This window comes from Sphingobacterium sp. UBA5639 (genome assembly GCF_002421245.1).
Classification (GTDB): domain Bacteria; phylum Bacteroidota; class Bacteroidia; order Sphingobacteriales; family Sphingobacteriaceae; genus Sphingobacterium; species Sphingobacterium multivorum.
On the sequence record NZ_DIJR01000024.1, the window covers coordinates 44509 to 61088 of the forward strand.

Sequence of the window (16580 nt, forward strand, 5' to 3'; positions counted from 1 at the left end):
TTAACTAACAAATTATAAACTTATTATTAAGCCTTACAAATTGTAAGGCTTTTTTATTATTTTCAGCAAAATTTTGACTTCACTTGATTATGTTTAAACCTATAAAGGTTGTTTTTTGTCTTTCTTCCATTTTGTTCTGCGCGCAGCAAGCGTATAGTCAACAGTCTAAATCTATTTCGGGGTTTGTTAGGGACAGTATCAGCGGTGAGAATATTATTGGTGCCGTGATACGAAACGATGCGGAGGAAAAATCCACTGCGTCAAATAAATATGGTTTTTTTAGCTTGTCTGTCCGTGATGGCAGCAAAGGGATAGAAGTATCGTCGGTAGGCTATCGAACAAAAGGATTCTCTGTTTATCTGGATAAGGACTCCACTTATATTATTCAGTTGGTACCTGAGGAAAATCAGCTCGCCGAGGTTACCGTGACCGGAAATAGGCGCAAATCAATAAAGGATCTAACGCCTGGGCTTACGCAGTTTAGCCCTAAAGAAATCGAAAAAGTCCCTGTACTATTTGGAGAAAAAGATATTCTCAAGACCATACAGCTATTTCCAGGAGTAACCAGTGGTGGGGAAGGAAGCAGCAATTTTTATGTGCGTGGTGGTGGTGGCGACCAAAACCTGATTTTGCTGGATGAGGCTCCTGTCTATAACAGTTCCCATCTGTTCGGTTTTTTCTCGACCTTTAATTCCGATGCGATCAAAGACGTTAATTTCTACAAGGGTGGGGTTCCGGCTCAATATGGGGGTAAAATTTCGTCGGTTATGGAAATAACCACCTTGGATGGAAACAATCAGCACTTCAACGTAGAAGGTGGCTTGGGACTTATCGCCTCGCGTCTTAAATTGGAAGGACCTATTCAAAAAGGCAAGAGCTCATTTATGATCTCCGGCAGACGTACTTATGCGGATCTTTTCTTAAAACTTTCAAGTGATGAGAATATTAAGAAGAGTGCGCTCTTTTTTTATGACCTCAATGCAAAGTTTAATTATCGCATCAATGATAAGAATACACTTTACTTGTCTGGATATTTCGGTAAGGATGCAATGGCTTATCATGATTTGTTTGATTTCAATTGGGGAAATGCGACTGGAACCATGCGTTGGAACCATGTCTGGAGCAATAGGTTGTTTAGCAATACAACGTTAATTTTTAGTAAATTCAATTATCAGGTTAAGATTGAGGATGATAATAACTTTAAGATCCGCTCAGATATCTTTAATTACAATTTTAAGCAAGATTTTCAGTACAATCTTTCGGACCGTCACAATCTAAAATTTGGATTGCAGGCAGCCCTGCAGGAAATCCGACCGGCAAGTATCGAAGCGGGGGAAGATTCGAAGGTGAATTCATTGCAAATTCAACATCGTAAGGGTGTTGATGTTGCTGCATATCTAACCGATGACTGGTCAGTTACCGACCGTTTAAAATTAAACTTTGGACTGAGAGCATCCGCTTACGCAGCATTGGGACCGGGAACATTTTATACTTTCGATCCTGCTGGCGAGGCCGTGGATTCTACCTATGTAGGAAATGGCAAGTTGGGTAAAAAGTACGTCTATCTGGAGCCTCGCATTTCCTTAAACTACGCGATCAATGATTTGACAACGGTAAAGGCTTCGTTTAATACCAATGTTCAGTATTTGCATCAACTGAGTAATACGACCAGCAGCCTTCCTACCGATCAATATGTACTGAGCAATAATACAATTAAGCCGCAGTTATCCAATCAGTATTCGCTGGGTTACTTTCGGAATTTTGCATCCAACAGATATGAATTCTCTGTTGAAGGTTATTATCGAGATTTAAAGAACCAGATTGACTATAGGAATGGCGCCGATCTACAGGCAAATGAATTGCTGGAAGGGGAATTGCTGTTTGGAAAAGGTAGAGCGTACGGCATTGAATGGTTTCTGAAAAAGAGACTGGGGCGATTTAGCGGCTGGCTGAGTTATACTTTATCCAAAAGTGAGCGCCAATTTGAACAGATCAATGATGGTGCGTGGTTTAGTGCGCGGCAGGATAAAACCCATAATATAGCCATTGTGGCGCAGTATCAGTTAAATCCGAAGTGGAATTTGAGCGCCAATTTTGTCTACTATACAGGTGACGCCGTAACGATGCCCGCGGGGAAATATTTTGTTGACGATCGTACGATCTTCTATTACGATAAAAGAAATGGGCAGCGGATGCCAGCTTATCACCGCCTGGATTTGGCAGCAACTTATGATATTAAGCGAACAAAGAATAGCTACTCGAGCTTGTCGTTTGGTCTCTACAATGCCTATAACCGAAAAAATGCCTATTTGATCGACTTTAGAGAAAAAGAAGGACAATCCAATGTCACCGAGATTTATCGGATAGCATTATTTGGAGCGATACCATCGATTACGTGGAATTTTAAATTTTAGCAAAGTATGAAGAAGATATTAGGAGTTATAGCTGTTGCATTATTTACTTTAGGGAGCTGCGAAGACAAAATAGATTTGGAACTGCCCGAAAATACAGGTCAATTGGTTATCACCGCAGATTTGATGGTTTCGGATCAACAGCATGAGATTAGTATACAGCAGGTTGTAAGTATTAAAGACTCGCTGTTTTCTCCGATAACAGATGCAGAAGTGATCGTTAAGAATATGCAAAATAATCGCACTTATACGTTTCAAGCGGGGGCTGACGGGCTGTATACCAATAAGACATTACGGTTACAGGAGAAGGTCACTTACCAGTTGCAGGTAAAGACCGCTGATGGAAGGGAGATCCAAGGGGTATCAAAGGTTCCCAGCTATGTGGATGTGGATTCTATAGGGCTTTCACAGCGCATTATTTTTACTGATACCATTTATTATCCAACTCTCGTATTTGTTGACCCCCCGGAAAAAGGGAATTATTATAAGTATAAGATGTCGGTGAATGGAGGTAAACTACGTTTTATTGATGTCTTTAACGATAAGTATAACAATGGCTTAGAGGTGCAGCATGATATTGTCGACCGCGATAGAGATTTGAAAGTTGGTGATCGTGTGCGTATCCTACGTCAATGTATCGATGTAGGCGCCTACAATTACTGGAATAGTTTTCAAATGATTAATCCTGGTTCGGCTTCGCCATCTAATCCGATTTCAAATTTAAGCAACAATGCATTGGGGTATTTCAGTGTCAGTGTAGGTAAATATTATGAATCTGAGGTGACGTTTGCTAGAAGTAAACCTTAATCTATTCTCGAAAGCTGATAGTTATTTTTTAATAGAAATTCTATTGTTTTAGGGAGAACATATTCGACACGGGGAATGGCTTTGATATTATCATGAAAAATAATAACAGAGCCATTTTTAATGTTGGGCAAAACGTTTTCGAGGCATTTCTGGGGACTTAAATTCGGATCAAAATCACCCGACATAATATCCCACATGATCACACGGTATTTTTTATAGAGTTGACGGAGTTGGGATTTTGTTGCTCGGGCATAAGGCGGGCGAAAAAGATCGGTTTGGGTCAGTTCCTGGCATTTTGCAACATTTGCCAAATACTGCTCATCATTTGTCTCCCAGCCTTTGAGGTGATTGTAAGTATGGTTGCCCACCTGATGTCCTTCCGCTAAAATTCGTTGAAACAAATGTGGATTTTTTTTAATATTTTCACCAACACAAAAAAATGTTGCCTTCACCTGATATTTTTTTAGGATATCGAGTATAAAAGGTGTAATTTCAGGAATTGGACCATCGTCAAAAGTAAGATAGACTTTTTTTTCATGACGTGGCATGTTCCATATTGATTTGGGATATAGCCATCTAAGGAAAAATGGAGATTTGACAAAATACATAACCGATAAATGAAGTTCAAATCTAAAAAAAAATGTATGGTTCTACATATGGACATGAAAAGATTTTATTATTCTGCAGTAGTATTTACTGGGTTATTTCTTGGAACTAATGTTTTAGTTCAAGCCCAACAGGTTGTGGGGGTGGCCGAGGCCATTCGTATGACATTGGAACGGAACGTACAGATAAAGCAAGCGGCCCTGAACAAAGATCTTGCTGAGCAGGACCTGTTTCAGGCAAAAAGTAATTTGTTGCCAAACCTGAGTGCTACTGTGGATCAAAGTTTCCGTTATGGTTTTGGTTTCGATTTAACTTCTGGACGAATCGTTAATAACACTTGGACAAAAGGAACCAGTGGCTCCGTGGGATCTAGTGTCAACTTATTTCAGGGTTTTCAGCAGGTCAATCAGATCAAAGCGAATAAATTGCAACTGGAGTCTACAGCGACTCAGGTAGATAAGATCAAGAATGATCTCGTGCTCAATGTGTTGGTGAATTATTTGGAAGCAATAACCAATCATGAGATGATGGTTGCCAGTGAAGATCAGATTGCTTTATCAAAGCAACAATTTTCTTTGGACTCCATCCAATTTGCAGTTGGTAATAAAACAATTGCCGATCTTGCTAAGTCAAAAAATCAGGTTGCCACAAATGAACTGAACAAAGTTAATCTAAAAAATTCATACGAAATGTCTTTGTTGACCTTGAAGCAGTTGATGGAAATGCCTCCTGAAACCGTTATTTCTTTGGAACGCCCGAGTCTGGAAGCCATATTGGTTCATGCAGTGGATAAGAATGCCGTGGATGTTTACCAAAAAGCGCTCACCTTACAGCCCGATATTCACAAATCTGCATTGGATAAAGAGGTGGCATTGAAACAAATCGATATCGCGAAGGGAGGCTATTATCCTACACTCAATCTGAATGTGAGTTATGGAACGAATTACTCCTCTGCAACGACAAGACAAACCGATCCCTTAGATCCTGCAACTCTTTTTAGAGTGCCCTTTGGCCAGCAAGTATCGGATAATAAGTCATTTTTCACAGGTTTATCTCTTGCTATTCCTATTTTTTCGAGAAATCAGAATAAAGTGAATGTGGCCAAGGCAAAGATTGGTTTGAAACAGGCGGAGGCATCCGAGCAGTTGGCAAAAAATAACTTAAACAAGGCCGTTAATCAGGCTGTATTGGATGTGAATGCGGCCAAACAACGCTATAGCTCGGCTACTGTAGCATTTGAAAGTGCTGAAACAGCATTCAAGGCAACAAAGGAGCGTTATGATATTGGTATGGCGAATTCACTGGAATTGTTTACAGCTCAAACAGAACGAAATAAGGCCGAATTTGACCTTATTCAAGCAAAATATAACGTAATATTCAGATCGAAGATCATCGATTATTACCTTGGAAATCCAATTCAATTTGATAACAATTAATCTATTTGAACTAACAAAAGAAATGGCAAAGAAAAAACGTAGCATTGGAAAAATTATACTGATCATCGTAGTGCTCTTGGTGGTCCTTGGCTTCATAGGTTTTAAAGCTGGCTGGTTTGGAAAGGGAGAGATTACTAAAGTCGCTGTGGATGTCGTAAAGGAGGCCGATGTCGATGAATTAGTTTCTGCGAGTGGGAAGATTCAGCCTGAGGTGGAGGTTAAGTTGAGTTCGGAGGTATCTGGAGAGGTTGTTGAGCTTAACATTAAAGAAGGTGATTTTGTTAAAAAAGGACAGGTGCTCTGTCGCATCAAACCTGATATTTTGCAGTCTGGTTATGATCGTTCGGTTGCGGCAATGAATTCACAGCGGGCCAATCTCGCAGCTGCACAACAGCAATTAAAACAACAAGAAGAAAACTTCAAAAATGTTGCCGCTACCTATAAACGGAATCAGGAGCTTTTCGAAAAACGTGTTATTTCTGCTTCAGAAATGGATAAAAGTTCTGCCGAATATTTTGCTGCACAGGCTTCTATCCAAGCACAAAGGGAAACGGTACGTTCGACAAAATATGGCATTGACCAATCACAAGCGTCAGTAAAAGAAGCACAGGATAATTTGAATCGGACGACAATCTATGCGCCCTCAGACGGTATCATCTCGCTCTTGTCTATCGAAAAGGGAGAGCGTGTTGTTGGAACGGCGCAGATGGCAGGTACAGAAATTATGCGTATAGCCAATATGAGCTCGATGGAGGTTAATGTCGATGTAAATGAAAATGATATTAATAATGTAAGGGTAGGGAATCAAGCTGAGATCGAAGTCGATGCTTTTAAGGATAGGAAGTTTAAAGGTGTTGTGACGGAAATTGCTAGCTCGTCTAAAAATATAGCAACAACAACGACGACGACATCATCGACAGATCAGGTAACAAATTTTAATGTAAAAGTGCGCATCAGTGCAGAATCGTATCAGGACTTGATGAAAGAGAACGTTGCATCGCCATTTAAGCCGGGGCTTTCAGCAACCGTTCAGATATTTACAAAACATGATAAAGGGCTGGTTGTTCCGATTCAATCGGTAACTGTGCGTTCTGATGATAAAGATTCTACCAATACAAATAAGAAAGTGGAGGAGTATGTATTTGTCCTAAAAGATAAAACTGTTAAGCAGGTGTTGGTAAAGACCGGTATTCAGGATGATAAAAATATCATCGTTACCTCAGGGCTGAAAAAAGGGGATGAAGTGGTCTCTCGGCCATTTGATGCTATTTCAAAAACTTTAAAGGATGGTAGCCAAGTTGAAAAAGTGGACAAGTCAAAGTTATAAATCTCTTTGTAGATAATAATTAATAAAAAGGGAATTGTTTTTAATAATTCCCTTTTTATTTTCCTTATAATTTATTAAATTTAGATATCCCAATTTTTAGCGGCTTATGAAGAGGCTATTGGCTTATTTTAAATTTAATAAAACAGAACAAAATGGGTTTTTCATTATTTTGGTAATCATTGTGTTGTTTGTGACGATCTATGCTTTGATTAAAAGCAATACGCGCGATCCAATTCCCAATCAGGCCAAATTATTTGAACAATCCTTTCATGACTCTCTTGAGGTCTCTGGTCCGGTAAACAAACAGGAGGTCGAGGCAACCTATTCGACTAAAGACAAAAGTGCGGGGGCAATATCTGAACATTCGGTTTTGGAAGAGACCAAACTATTCTATTTTGATCCAAACAATTTACCACACGCTGATTGGCATAAGTTGGGGCTTTCTGATAAACAGATTGCGGTCCTGAAAAACTATGAAAAAAAAGGTGGAAGGTTTAGGGTAAAAACTGATCTGAAGAAAATTTACTCGATCAATGGCCGACTTTACAACAGATTAGAGCCCTACATTCAAATCAAAACAATGCCTGATTCAGCGCGAACAAAACAACAAAATAAAGCGCCTTTGCTTTACGATAAGTTTGAAAGAAATAAAGCCGAGCTTATCGATATTAATACCTGTGATACCACAGCATTAATCAGTCTTAAAGGGATAGGTTCGGTTCTATCCAAACGCATTTTGAAATATAAAGAGGTTCTTGGTGGGTTCTACCGCATAGAACAATTAAAGGAGGTTTATGGAGTTACAGCGGAGACCTATGACCAGATTAAAGACTATATTGTTGTAGCCAATTTAGATGGAATCAAAAAAATCAATATTAATAAGCTTGATGCAAATTCATTGGCCAAACATCCGTATCTTAGCCCTAAAGATGCGAAACTAATCGTCAATTATAGGGATCAGCATGGAAGTTATGTCAATATTGAGGACTTGACAAAAATAGGAACACTTTCAGATCTTGCGATTGCGAAGATTGCGCCTTATTTAATATTTGAGAATGATTCAAGATAAATTGAAACTGGAAATCCGGGATATTGTGGATTTTCCTAAACCTGGTATTGTCTTTAAAGATATTACCCCTTTGTTGAAAGATGCGGCATTGTGTAGCGAAATGGTTGATGCGATTATTGATCAATTGCAAGGCATAGAGATAGATGCTATTGCTGGAATTGAGAGTCGGGGTTTTCTATTTGGATTTTTACTTGCCAATAGGCTGGGCTTGCCTTTTATTCCAATCCGAAAACAAGGTAAATTGCCTTTTAAAACCGTATCTGAATCCTATGCACTGGAATACGGCCAGGCAACCATTGAAATCCATGAAGATGCTTTTGAAAAAGGAAGCCGTATATTGGTTCACGACGACCTTTTAGCGACAGGGGGTACCGTCGTTGCCGCCAGTAAACTTATTGAACGACTTGGTGGGGAGATTGTCGCCTACAGTTTTATTATCTCTTTGGATTTCCTTAAAGCGAAAGGACGGTTATCTAGGTTCAGTGATAATATCTTTTCATTGGTAAGTTATTAATTTTGAAATATACGATTTAGAGCAATTCACATGATACTTTTTGCAAACGCTAAACTAAATATTGGGCTGCAAGTCATTGCCAAGCGTACGGATGGTTATCATGAACTGAATAGCGTTTTCTATCCACTTCCGATTTACGATATTATCGAATTATTGGAAACGACTGCTGCGGAGACAACACTAAACATTCAAGGGGAACGTATCCCAGGGAATCTCCATGATAACCTTTGTATAAGAGCTTTTGAATTGTTGAAAAAAGATTATGGCATTCCATCCGTTTCCATTGATTTGGTCAAACAAATTCCGATTGGAGCAGGATTAGGCGGCGGTTCTGCAGACGCGTCTTTTGTTTTGAAAGGACTCAATACGCTCTTTCAATTGAATCTTACTGAAGAGCAGCTGGCGGGATACGCCGCAAAGCTAGGTGCCGATTGTCCTTTTTTTATCGCAAATAATCCTGTTTTTGCAACAGGTATTGGGACAGATTTTAAAGACTTAAATCTAAATCTGGATGGCTACCATCTTGTGGTAATTATGCCTAATATTCATATTTCTACGGCTGAGGCTTTTGCTGCTGTGCAACCTAAGGCACCCGAAGTTAATTTGGAAGAAGCGATTCGTTTGCCCATCCAAGAGTGGAAGTTTCATATTCGAAATGATTTTGAGGATGGTATTTTCGAAAGTTACCCCTTGTTGAAAGAAATCAAAGAAACTTTATATCAAAAAGGAGCAATTTACGCTTCTATGTCAGGGTCCGGAGCAGCCATTTATGGTATATTTTGGGAAAAGACAGATTTAAGCGAACTTGCGAAATATGGCAAGATCTATCATCCGACCAAGCTTTAGAAGTAATATCGACTACTGAAAAAGGTGTTATGTATAGCTGTCCAAACAGGTATACATAACACCTTTTTTTATAATTAATATTCTTCTTCCACCTGATAGTCGATGAGTTCGCGAGCCTCGTTTAAGACCTTTTCTTTCCGTTCTTTTGTTAAGTTTAGGAGATCCAATTTCTCGGGATTACTCACGATATCTTTTACCAAAATAAGTTGATTTTTGAGCAGTTGCTGTTCCTCAAGGTCGGAAAGAGTTGTGAGACAAGTGACCGGATAGAAAACAGCTTTGTCTACTCTTTTTTTAATGCTATTTTCTTTTGGATAATCCCAAGAAAGCAAGTTGATATGATAGTATTTGGCAAAATCAATCGAGTCGGAGGTGAAGTATGCATTGGTAATCAGCCAGCCTTCTTGAAACTGCAGCTGTTTTCCAAAAAACTGATAATTGATATTGCTGATATCTTTGAATCTTGAAAGATAATACATGGGCGTCGTTACGGATATTTTTGCGTCAATATCGTTTCGAAATTTGCATTCGGCGGTGATCAGTTTACCGTCCTTATAGGCTACAACATCCAATTCATGGGAAACGGCATGTCCCTGTACGGTCTGTCCGGTGGTGCTTTCATATCCGATGGATCGCAGAAGGTGGGCAATGTATTTTTCGAAGTAGAAACCTTCGGGGCCAAGTTCACGCAGGGCTTTCTTAAGGCTGTAGCGAGCGGCGTAAGAATTTCGCACAGTTTTTAACGTATCAAAGGCCAGCTGATAGAGTTCTCTTGTTGAAATCCCATCATATATTTCGTTGAGTACCTTATCGTAGACCTGATTGACCTGGTCAGCATTGGCACCGGAACGAGAAAGCGAATGACGTAGCGATTCACCATTAAAGGGTACCAATTCACCAGAATATTTTTTGATTTGCATGTATCTCTAATTTGTTAAATACGAATATAAGAGATGTCGTCGGAGAAACAACATAAAAAACTATTATTCTATTCCTAAACTTTTTTAGGACACCATTTGTTTATAACATGTACGATAAATAAAATGGAGATAATTATGAGTAACCTACTAAACTTTGCATTTGATAAGATAAAAACAAAGATCGAAGACGATTGTATCGAAGAAAATATTGGCACCTCTGAGCGTGTTCTGTCGGTGATTGCCGGCGGATTCATATTGGGCTTGGGTGTTAAAAAACTTTTTAAATCACCACTGACTGGATTATCAGGATTGACCCTTGGCGGAGCGCTGATCTATCGCGGCGTAACTGGTCATTGTGATGTTAAGAAAGTGCTGGAAGATAAGGATATCAAAAAAGTAGAGGTGATTGAACACCGCTATTTTGTTAAATAACACAAAAAAAAAGAGGCCAGTACATGAAATGTACTGGTCTCTTTTTTGTATTTATCTGTTTGAACAGGTGGGAATGATTATACATTAAAACGGAAGTGCATGATATCGCCATCTTGGACAATATATGTTTTTCCTTCCACTGATAATTTTCCAGCTTCTTTTACTGCATTTTCGGAGCCAAGTGAGACAAAATCGTCATACTTGATTACTTCAGCGCGGATAAACCCTTTTTCGAAATCTGTGTGGATTACACCTGCAGCCTGAGGGGCTGTAAATCCGTTCTCAATCGTCCAGGCGCGAACTTCCTGTACACCAGCGGTAAAATAAGTCGCCAAATTTAAAAGCGAATATGCAGCGCGGATGAGCTTATGTACGCCAGATTCTTCAAGACCCAAGTCGTCTAAAAACATCTTTCGTTCTTCGTAGCTTTCCAGTTGTGCGATTTCAGATTCGATCTGTGCTGAGATAATCAATACCTCGGCTTTTTCATCCTTTACAGCTTCCTTAACACGTTCTACGTAAGCGTTACCTGTATTAACAGAACCTTCATCTACATTACATACATAAAGTACAGGTTTAGCCGTTAACAAGGCTAAATCCTGGATAAACTCAAAATCTTCCGCTTCTATTGCTGCTGTACGGGCGGATTTTCCAGCTTCAAGATGATCTTTGACGATTGATAGGATGTCAAACGTTCTTTTTGCATCTTTATCGCCGCCTGTTTTAGCCATTTTTTCTACCTTCTGGATACGTTTTACTACAGTGTCCAAATCTTTAAGCTGCAATTCGGTGTCAATGATTTCTTTATCTCTGATTGGGTCTACCGAACCATCTACGTGGATCACGTTCCCATCGTCAAAACATCTTAAAACGTGAATAATAGCATTTGTTGTACGAATATTTCCTAAGAATTGATTGCCTAAGCCTTCACCTTTTGAAGCTCCTTTCACAAGACCGGCGATGTCGACAATCTCGATGGTGTTTGGAACAATTCGTTGCGGGTTGACTAATTCAGCTAATTTATTGAGACGGGCATCCGGTACGGTAATTACCCCAACATTTGGTTCAATTGTACAAAATGGAAAGTTAGCCGCTTGCGCTTTCGCGTTCGACAAACAGTTAAATAATGTTGATTTACCGACGTTTGGTAAACCTACGATACCGCATTGTAAAGCCATATATAGTGCAAATTTTTGAAATTGCACAAAGATAGAAAATTCACTGTAATTTTTAGCTATCTTGTCGAATGGTTCATTGGTACAAAATTGAACATGCCGATTTTCTTAAAAATCAGGGCATCAGCGAACATAAATTTGGTGGAAAAATTATTTGTATTACCTGGTACGAAGACCAACTCTATGCTTTCTCGCCTAAATGTCCACATGCTGGGGCACCATTGAAAAATGGCTGGTGTGAACGTGGCAAAGTAATCTGTCCTTTTCATCGCCATGAATTCGATCTGGTGTCGGGAAGAGGTAATCCCGAACAGCATGATTTTATTCGCGTTTACCCCATAAAATTCGAAAACAACGATTATTATGTTGGCTTGGAATTAGGCTTCTGGGAGCGTTTATTTGCTTAAAAAGTAACGAAAGTATCATATCTCACCGCGTGAATCGTATATCTCGTTAGTAAATAAGTATATTTGCTGTCGAAAACAAATTAAAGACATGCAGGGGAAAAAGATTGGTATAATTGGTAGCGGAAGTTGGGCTACTGCTATGATCAAGATGCTATGTGAAAATGACCAAGACAAGCATATTTTTTGGTGGGTAAGAAAGGAAGAGGATGCAGAATATATTCAAAAATTCAAACATAACCCGACTTACCTGAGCAGTGTTTCGGTTGATCTTAGTATTACGACGATTGATACCGATGCTAAAAATGTAATTACTAATTCAGATATTGTCATTTTAAATACGCCTGCGGCCTATTTGAAGGATGCACTGGCCAATGTGACGAAGGAAGATTTTAGAAATAAAATTGTTGTTTCAGCCATCAAGGGGATTATTCCCAAAGATAATTTGATTATCGGTGAGTTTTTGGAGCAACGCTATGAGGTCGATATTGAACAGATCTGTGTGGTTGGTGGTCCCTGCCATGCGGAGGAAGTTGCCTTAGGCAAATTGTCGTATTTAACTTTCGGCTGTAAGAACCTGGATAGTGCAGCATTGGTTGCTTCCTTTCTGTCGTCAAGGGTTATCAAGACGATTCTTTCGGAAGATGTACTCGGAATAGAATTTGGTGCAGTATTGAAAAACATCTATGCGTTAGCTGGAGGTATCTGTCACGGCTTAGGTTACGGTGATAATTTTCAGGCTGTGCTGGTCTCCAATGCAATTCGCGAAATGCGTCGTTTTGTAGGTAAAGTAGATGGTGATACGTCAAGGGATGTGAATACTTCGGCTTATTTAGGGGATCTTTTGGTAACAGCCTATTCCCAATTTAGCCGAAATAGAACCTTTGGTAATATGATCGGAAAGGGCTACAGTGTACAATCTGCGCAGTTGGAAATGAATATGGTGGCTGAAGGGTATTACGCATCGGCATGTATTCAAGAGTATGCGAAAAAATATGCGGTGGAATTGCCAATATGCGATGCCGTGCATCAAATTTTGTATGAACACCTCCCTGCATCTAAAATTATTCAAGCATTGAGCGAAAAATTAACATAATAAAGTAGCAATAGAGTAGATGATAACAAAAGAAGCGATTGCTTTAGCTTATAAAGAAATTCAGGACGAAATATGTCAGGCGCTGGAGAAATTAGACGGATCGGCACGCTTTGAAGAAGAATTGTGGGAGCGTGAAGGCGGCGGTGGCGGTCGCACCAGGATCATTCAAAATGGTCAAATTTTTGAAAAAGGAGGCGTTAACTTTTCGTCTGTGTATGGCAAATTACCTGAAGCGATCAAAAAGTCATTTGCGGTGGAAGAAGATGATTTTTTTGCGACAGGAGTTTCCATTGTAATCCATCCAAACAATCCCTTCGTACCTATTATACACATGAATATCCGCTATTTTGAACTGAACGATCAGATTCGTTGGTTTGGCGGCGGTATTGATTTAACTCCGCATTATATCGATGAAGAGGATGCGCGTTATTTTCATCAGCAGCTGAAAGATGTCTGTGATAGACATGATTCTACCTACTATGAAAAGTTTAAAAATTGGGCGGATGATTATTTTTATATCAGACATCGCCAGGAAACACGTGGCATAGGAGGTGTATTTTACGATAAGTTGAATACTGAAAAAACGGGGGTGAGCATGGAAGATATTTTTGCTTTTTCCTGTGACCTTGGACGCACGTTTGCACCAACCTACACTGCATTGGTGGAGAAAAATCGACATAAAACCTTTACAGATCAACAGAAAAATTGGCAATTGATCCGTCGCGGACGCTATGTCGAATTTAACCTCGTATGGGATTCGGGGACTAAATTTGGACTTGAAACGAATGGTCGGATTGAGTCCATATTGATGAGTCTACCAGCCCAAGCCAATTGGGTATATGACTATCGTCCTGAAGAAGGCTCCGAAGAAGCCAAAACCTTATCTTTATTGCGAAAAGGTATTAACTGGATTTAAAAACATCGAAGAAAAAATAGATGGTTTCTTATCAAAAATTTACGTTGGAAAACGGCCTACGTGTATTGGTACACGAGGATCATAATACAGCCATGGCCTGCGTCAATATCTTGTACGATGTGGGAGCAAGGGATGAATCGCCGGAACAGACCGGATTTGCGCACTTATTTGAACACCTGATGTTTGGTGGAAGTATCAATATTCCTAATTTCGATACCGAATTACAAAAAGTGGGTGGCGAGAATAATGCATTCACCAGCAACGATATTACAAATTATTACATCACTTTACCCTCTTCAAATCTAGAAACGGCATTGTGGTTGGAGTCGGACCGGATGTTAAGTTTGGCTTTTTCCGAACAAAGCCTCGAAGTGCAGCGGAATGTCGTGAGTGAAGAATTCAAACAGCGTTATTTGAATCAGCCTTATGGTGACGCTTGGCTAAAATTACGTCCATTAGCCTATCAGGTACATCCGTATCGTTGGGCAACCATCGGAAAAGAACTGAGCCATATTGAAGAGGCTACAATGGAAGATGTTAAAGCATTTTTCAAATTACATTATAATCCGCAGAGTGCAATTATGGTTGTTTCTGGAGATGTTCATTTTGAGGAAGTAAAAGCTTTGACCGAAAAATGGTTTGGCGATATCGAGGCGGGCGAAAAATACAATCGCCAATTGCCTAAAGAACCCGCGCAAGATAAGATTAGGCGTGAAACGACTTGGGCAGAGGTGCCTTTGGATGCGCTTTATATGGCATTTCATGGCCCTGCTCGATTGGAAGAGGGGTATTTTGCAATGGATCTTCTGTCGGACATTTTATCGAGGGGCTCTTCTTCACGTTTGTATCGTCGATTGGTAAAAGAGGGGCAGTTATTTAGTGAAATAAATGCTTATGTGATGGGAAGTATCGACAATAACCTCTTTGTTATTGAAGGAAAACCATCGGAAGGCATCTCGCTAGAGGAAGCTGAACGTGCGGTGTGGGCAGAATTGGAGGTCATAAAATCCGAGTTAGTACCTGCAGCTGAATTGGAAAAAGTAAAGAATAAGATCGAATCGACAAATGTTTTTGCAGAACTATCTATTTTGGATAAAGCCATGAACTTGGCTTTCCATGAGTTGCTGGGTGATGCAAACGGCATCAACACAGAGGTCTCAAAATATTTGTCGGTGAGTGCTGAGGAAGTTCAACAGCAAGCTCAGGTTATTTTTAGACCGGAGAATGCTTCTATATTAATGTATAAATCAAAACAAGAGGAGGCTGTACATGTTGGATAGAACAAAAGCACCCGAGTTCCGTGAAATTGGAAATATAAGTTTGAAAGAACCAATCAAGAAGCAGTTTGCAAACGGATTGCCTGTCTATGTATTCCAGTCGCCCGAGCAGGAGCTGGTACGGATAGAATGGATCTTTGAGAATACCTATCTTGACGGTGCGGCTGAAAATCCGTTGTTAAATAGTACTTTAAGTGCATTGCTTAAGGAGGGGACAAAGACCATGTCGAGTGCAGAGATTGCAGATAAAGTGGATTTCTACGGAGCATTTCTTGTTCCTGAATATTCTTTTGACGTAACGTCTCTGTCGCTTTATACATTGAATAGACATAGTCAAGTACTCTTGCCGCTTGTAAAAGATATTCTGACGGAAGCATCGATTCCGCAACAGGAGTTAGATACCTATTTGCGTAATAACAAGCAAAAGTTTCAAGTTTCTATTCAGAAAAATGATTATCTGGCGAGACGCAAATTTTACAATTTGATCTTTGGTGAGAACAATCGTTATGGGCGTACACCAAAACTAACAGATTACGATGCAATTACGCGTGCGCAGCTGATCGAATTGTACCGTAGGGAAATTGTTCCTACCAATTGTACATTAATTGTTTCAGGTAATGTTTCTGAAGAGCTTTTGCAGGAGTTGGAGCAAATCTTCGGTGTCGATTGGCAAGGAGAAGCTGCTGTATCTCCTTCGGAAGTCCCAGTTTTGGTGCAAGGTTCAAATAACCTGGCTTATGAGGAAAAAGATAATGCCTTGCAGTCTGCCATTCGGTTAGGCTGTCAGACAATCGGAAGGGAACATCCCGATTATCCGGCATTACAATTTGTCAACACATTATTAGGTGGTTTTTTCGGTTCCCGCCTAATGCGCAATATCCGAGAAGAAAAAGGGTATACCTATAGCATTGGTTCGGCTGTTGCTACCTTGAAACATACTGGTTTTATGACCATTGTAACTGAAGTTGGGGTAGATGTAACACAGGCCACGTTGACTGAAATAGAAAAGGAGATCAATTTGTTGAAAACAACTTTGGCCTCCGAGGATGAGGTCAATCTTGTGAAGACCTATATGGAAGGTTCTATGTTGGGTTCGTTGGAAAGTATCTTTTCGCATGCCGACAAGTTCAAAAGTGTTTTGTTAAATGGGATGACATTGAACTATTATTCCTATTATATGGAACAGATCAGAAATATGTCGCCCGAGAAGGTGCAGCATCTTGCCAATAAATACTTGGACTACGATGCCATGGTGAAGGTTGTTGTTGGGAAAATCAGTCAAGTAGAACCAGTTCATCAAGCGGTTGTAAATTAAATTTCTTAGACTACAAAAATCGAATACTA

16 protein-coding genes are annotated in these 16580 nt (G+C 39.8%); 13 read left to right on the top strand and 3 right to left on the bottom strand.

The features are described from left to right. The first annotated feature begins 89 nt into the window (after window positions 1–89). On the top strand, window positions 90–2414 hold the full coding sequence (locus B4Z90_RS13990; protein ID WP_070560867.1) for a TonB-dependent receptor: 2325 nt from the start codon (window positions 90–92) through the stop codon (window positions 2412–2414). Between the two features lie 6 nt (window positions 2415–2420). Then, window positions 2421–3218: a DUF4249 family protein gene (locus B4Z90_RS13995; RefSeq protein WP_112374687.1), complete on the top strand. Its 798-nt coding sequence runs from the start codon at window positions 2421–2423 to the stop codon at window positions 3216–3218. Here B4Z90_RS13995 and B4Z90_RS14000 read toward each other — a convergent pair. Next, window positions 3215–3766: a polysaccharide deacetylase family protein gene (locus tag B4Z90_RS14000; RefSeq protein WP_376746068.1), complete on the bottom strand. Its 552-nt coding sequence runs from the start codon at window positions 3764–3766 to the stop codon at window positions 3215–3217. The two genes, B4Z90_RS13995 and B4Z90_RS14000, sit on opposite strands and share 4 nt — an antisense overlap. A 114-nt stretch (window positions 3767–3880) precedes the next feature. Here B4Z90_RS14000 and B4Z90_RS14005 point away from each other — a divergent pair, with 114 nt between their 5' ends. The 5 genes from B4Z90_RS14005 to ispE all read left to right on the top strand — a co-directional run bounded on the left by B4Z90_RS14005 (window position 3881) and on the right by ispE (window position 9016). Continuing rightward, window positions 3881–5260 carry a TolC family protein gene (locus B4Z90_RS14005; RefSeq protein WP_159332923.1) on the top strand — a complete coding sequence of 460 codons (1380 nt, stop codon included), beginning with the start codon at window positions 3881–3883 and terminating at the stop codon, window positions 5258–5260. Window positions 5261–5282: 22 nt separating this feature from the next. Continuing rightward, on the top strand, window positions 5283–6587 hold the full coding sequence (locus tag B4Z90_RS14010) for an efflux RND transporter periplasmic adaptor subunit (protein WP_070560902.1): 1305 nt from the start codon (window positions 5283–5285) through the stop codon (window positions 6585–6587). A 106-nt stretch (window positions 6588–6693) separates the two neighbouring features. Further along, window positions 6694–7656, top strand: coding sequence for a helix-hairpin-helix domain-containing protein (locus B4Z90_RS14015; RefSeq protein ID WP_070560859.1), 963 nt, complete (start codon window positions 6694–6696; stop codon window positions 7654–7656). Next, window positions 7643–8170: an adenine phosphoribosyltransferase gene (locus B4Z90_RS14020; RefSeq protein ID WP_046676245.1), complete on the top strand. Its 528-nt coding sequence runs from the start codon at window positions 7643–7645 to the stop codon at window positions 8168–8170. The genes B4Z90_RS14015 and B4Z90_RS14020 overlap by 14 nt, the downstream gene beginning before the upstream one ends. Window positions 8171–8200: 30 nt before the next feature. Then, a complete protein-coding gene (gene ispE, locus B4Z90_RS14025; RefSeq protein WP_286802561.1) occupies window positions 8201–9016 on the top strand; it encodes a 4-(cytidine 5'-diphospho)-2-C-methyl-D-erythritol kinase in 816 nt (271 codons plus the stop codon). Between the two features lie 74 nt (window positions 9017–9090). Here the strand turns inward: ispE and B4Z90_RS14030 are convergent, their stop codons facing one another. Continuing rightward, window positions 9091–9936: an ATP cone domain-containing protein gene (locus tag B4Z90_RS14030; RefSeq protein ID WP_286802562.1), complete on the bottom strand. Its 846-nt coding sequence runs from the start codon at window positions 9934–9936 to the stop codon at window positions 9091–9093. 135 nt (window positions 9937–10071) lie between these two features. Between B4Z90_RS14030 and B4Z90_RS14035 the strand changes: the two genes are divergently transcribed. After that, window positions 10072–10368 (top strand): YgaP family membrane protein, encoded by a 297-nt coding sequence (locus tag B4Z90_RS14035; RefSeq protein WP_046676248.1) that lies wholly within the window; start codon window positions 10072–10074, stop codon window positions 10366–10368. A 77-nt stretch (window positions 10369–10445) separates the two neighbouring features. Here the strand turns inward: B4Z90_RS14035 and ychF are convergent, their stop codons facing one another. Next, entirely contained in the window at window positions 10446–11546 is a 1101-nt protein-coding gene (gene ychF / locus B4Z90_RS14040; RefSeq protein ID WP_070560853.1) for a redox-regulated ATPase YchF, read from the bottom strand. 68 nt (window positions 11547–11614) lie between these two features. Here ychF and B4Z90_RS14045 point away from each other — a divergent pair, with 68 nt between their 5' ends. The 5 genes from B4Z90_RS14045 to B4Z90_RS14065 all read left to right on the top strand — a co-directional run bounded on the left by B4Z90_RS14045 (window position 11615) and on the right by B4Z90_RS14065 (window position 16551). Then, window positions 11615–11950 carry a Rieske (2Fe-2S) protein gene (locus tag B4Z90_RS14045; protein ID WP_070560851.1) on the top strand — a complete coding sequence of 112 codons (336 nt, stop codon included), beginning with the start codon at window positions 11615–11617 and terminating at the stop codon, window positions 11948–11950. An 88-nt stretch (window positions 11951–12038) separates the two neighbouring features. Next, window positions 12039–13043 carry an NAD(P)H-dependent glycerol-3-phosphate dehydrogenase gene (locus B4Z90_RS14050; RefSeq protein WP_070560849.1) on the top strand — a complete coding sequence of 335 codons (1005 nt, stop codon included), beginning with the start codon at window positions 12039–12041 and terminating at the stop codon, window positions 13041–13043. A gap of 19 nt (window positions 13044–13062) precedes the next feature. Beyond that, on the top strand, window positions 13063–13959 hold the full coding sequence (hemF, locus tag B4Z90_RS14055) for an oxygen-dependent coproporphyrinogen oxidase (RefSeq protein ID WP_070560847.1): 897 nt from the start codon (window positions 13063–13065) through the stop codon (window positions 13957–13959). 20 nt (window positions 13960–13979) lie between these two features. Next, window positions 13980–15239 carry a M16 family metallopeptidase gene (locus tag B4Z90_RS14060; RefSeq protein WP_115048529.1) on the top strand — a complete coding sequence of 420 codons (1260 nt, stop codon included), beginning with the start codon at window positions 13980–13982 and terminating at the stop codon, window positions 15237–15239. Next, the gene (locus B4Z90_RS14065) at window positions 15229–16551 is read left to right on the top strand and encodes a M16 family metallopeptidase (RefSeq protein ID WP_286802564.1); all 1323 of its coding nucleotides are present in this window, start codon (window positions 15229–15231) and stop codon (window positions 16549–16551) included. The genes B4Z90_RS14060 and B4Z90_RS14065 overlap by 11 nt, the downstream gene beginning before the upstream one ends. Window positions 16552–16580 lie beyond the last annotated feature (29 nt).